Consider the following 2,397-nt stretch of genomic DNA (forward strand, 5'->3'; position numbering starts at 1 on the left):
GAATTAAATTCAAGTGGTAAAACTCTTAGATTAAAAGAAATCGAAAAAACAGAAGAAGAACTCGAAGAAATAGAAGCTTAAATAAAAAATGTTCCCTGCATACTGAAATACAGAGAACACCGTGCAGATAAGATTGAGACCCCTATTTGCATGTCTCCAGTATGCAGAAACATTTTATATAAATCAAATACATTAACTGGAGGAATTTATAATGACTGCAAACCAAATGTTAGAAATGATTGTGGAGCAAAGTGTACAAGAATTAGCAAAAATCGAGAATCTTGAGGAGTTACATAAACATCAAGATAAATTCACTTTTGAAGAATTTACTCAACTTGAACTAGCAATCACGTTAGAAATGTCAGACATGCAAGAAGAGTTTTATAGAGAAGGATTCAAACAAGGAGTACAATTTATTCTATCAATGGGGTACCGCCAGCATTTCGGAAAAAAACCACGCTAAGCAAAAAATAAAATAAGCTGTCCATATGGACAGCTTATTTACATAATTCTCGTTAGTGGAAGTCAATGTATTTAGGAAATTACCAAAAGTCCTTCAGATTACTGAATTGAAGGGCTTTTCTATTCACAGAATTAAATGCTATTACTAATTTGTAATTGCTCTAAGAGATGATCACAGACATTCACAAAAATACATTGTTTTTTTAAATTTAATAATAAGTATTTCAATTCAAATTCTTGATAAAAAATCTTAGTGATATATAGTTTAAACTCATCTAAATTAGGTTTTTGGGAGCGGTATAGCATATCTAAAGGAAGTTTAAATTTAGAAAACAAATGATCATTTTGTCCAAAAATCGAAACTTCTTCTTTAGTTAATCGATCATGAAATACAATTAAAATTTTTGTTAAAACCTTTACTTGTTCTTCTTCAAGTTCCCAATCTATAACAAAGTTATAAAATGGGAATTCATCTGATTGAATCATACTTTGCATAAGTCTAAATTGATATTTTAATAAAGTCACTTCTTTAATTAAATCCATGTTTTCCCTCCTGTATTTTCCTAAATTAACCAGTATATAATAACAATATATAATTTAAGATACAAATATCTATGATGTATAATCTATACAATTCTAATTAACATAACGCATCATTATCGGTAGCAAGGAAAAAGGAGGAACCCTACTCTCACAAGGGAACCTCCTTTTTTCGTTCTATGGACCTATGCATTTTTTTATACATTCCTATTATGGCGCGGTTTTAGGTTTCTCGTTTGTTACTGGATTAGCCAAAAAACTGTATATAATCTTGCATACTCTTAGCGTGGTTTTTTTCCGAAATGCTGGCGGTACCCCTCAATGAACAAATGAAAATGTTATAGGATATAACAAAAACTATACGTAAAGGTATCATAGCTTGTGATATCTTTTAAACTTTTATAATCCCACAAATTATAATTTATAAATTCATGAGATTATAAAAACTGATTTATGAGACTAACTTTATAATTCTACAAATTATAAAGTTAGTCTTTTTCAAATTAAAAGCGACATCCATTATAAGAGTGTCGCTTTTTTACCGTTCCATTCCTCTGTCTCTTTTTGTTTTTGGTTGTCTCGTTTGTTTCAATTGCTCTGATTTGCGTTTTAAGCCTTCTAGAGAGAATTCTTTCCCTTTCCCAAGCATTTTATCTAGGAACGCTTTTAAACGCTCTATAAAAGCTTCTAGGCGCTTCTGAGGAATTGTCTGTGCCTTTTTATTCTCTTCCAAGATAGAAAGCCATCGTTCCCCTTCTTTTTGATTTTCAGGTTCATGTCCATTTTCCAGATTAAACAGAACCAAACGACCTTTCTTTTCTAGTTCACTAATCTCTGCCCCTCTGTTTGTATCTTCCAACATACTTTTATATACAATAGCGTCTGTTCGGTGTTTCTTCAGTTGGTCTACTTCTTTTTCTAATAAACTAAATTGAAGTTCAGCATGGTCTGCCCTTCGATCCGCATCATAATACTTCTCTTCCCATTCCTTAATTTTTTCGGTTGCTTCATCCATTCTTCTTCCAGCTTGATATTGGACCTTCATACTAGATACAGATAACGCTTTTAATTTCTCAAAATCCTGAGATGGCAATGTGACCTTATCTCCAAATATCCTTTTCTTTGCTGATACTTCAATTTTCTTCAACACTTGTTTGGGTTCTTTAAACACTTTCATTTCTGCAGTCGCATTTGCTTTTTGTTGATCTTTTTGGTTTTGAATTTCCTCAGCATATCTTTTCAATTCTTTAACTGTCTCAAAACCAATTGTTTTCTCATTCAAAATGCCTTCTTTGTAGATATGCGGAATTTCTTGCTTTAAAAAGGTATCTAAATCTTGATGAAATGTTTTTAACTCTTTACGTGTTAGTACTTCTTTTGCTGAAACCTTTTCCC

3 protein-coding genes are annotated in these 2,397 nt (G+C 31.5%); 1 reads left to right on the forward strand and 2 read right to left on the reverse strand.

Features of this window, described 5'->3' with window-relative positions; translation table 11 throughout:
- Positions 1-211: 211 nt before the first annotated feature.
- Positions 212-463, forward strand: coding sequence for a hypothetical protein (locus KO512_RS11985; protein WP_215952592.1), 252 nt, complete (start codon positions 212-214; stop codon positions 461-463).
- A gap of 131 nt (positions 464-594) precedes the next feature.
- On the opposite strand, the gene KO512_RS11990 is transcribed toward KO512_RS11985, so the two are convergent.
- Positions 595-1,005, reverse strand: coding sequence for a DUF1878 family protein (locus KO512_RS11990; RefSeq protein ID WP_215952593.1), 411 nt, complete (start codon positions 1,003-1,005; stop codon positions 595-597).
- 535 nt (positions 1,006-1,540) lie between these two features.
- The coding region (locus KO512_RS20210; RefSeq protein ID WP_436792277.1) for a hypothetical protein at positions 1,541-2,397 on the reverse strand (857 nt) is incomplete at its 5' end.

The organism is Amphritea atlantica, assembly GCF_018860855.1.
Taxonomy (GTDB): Bacteria; Pseudomonadota; Gammaproteobacteria; order Pseudomonadales; family Balneatricaceae; genus Amphritea; species Amphritea atlantica_A.

What these genes read in the sequence shown, in the direction of transcription:
- KO512_RS11985 (WP_215952592.1), top strand. Translation starts at nt 212, where the DNA reads ATGACTGCAAACCAAATGTTAGAAATGATTGTGGAGCAAAGTGTACAA.
- KO512_RS11990 (WP_215952593.1), bottom strand. Translation starts at nt 1,005, where the DNA reads ATGGATTTAATTAAAGAAGTGACTTTATTAAAATATCAATTTAGACTT.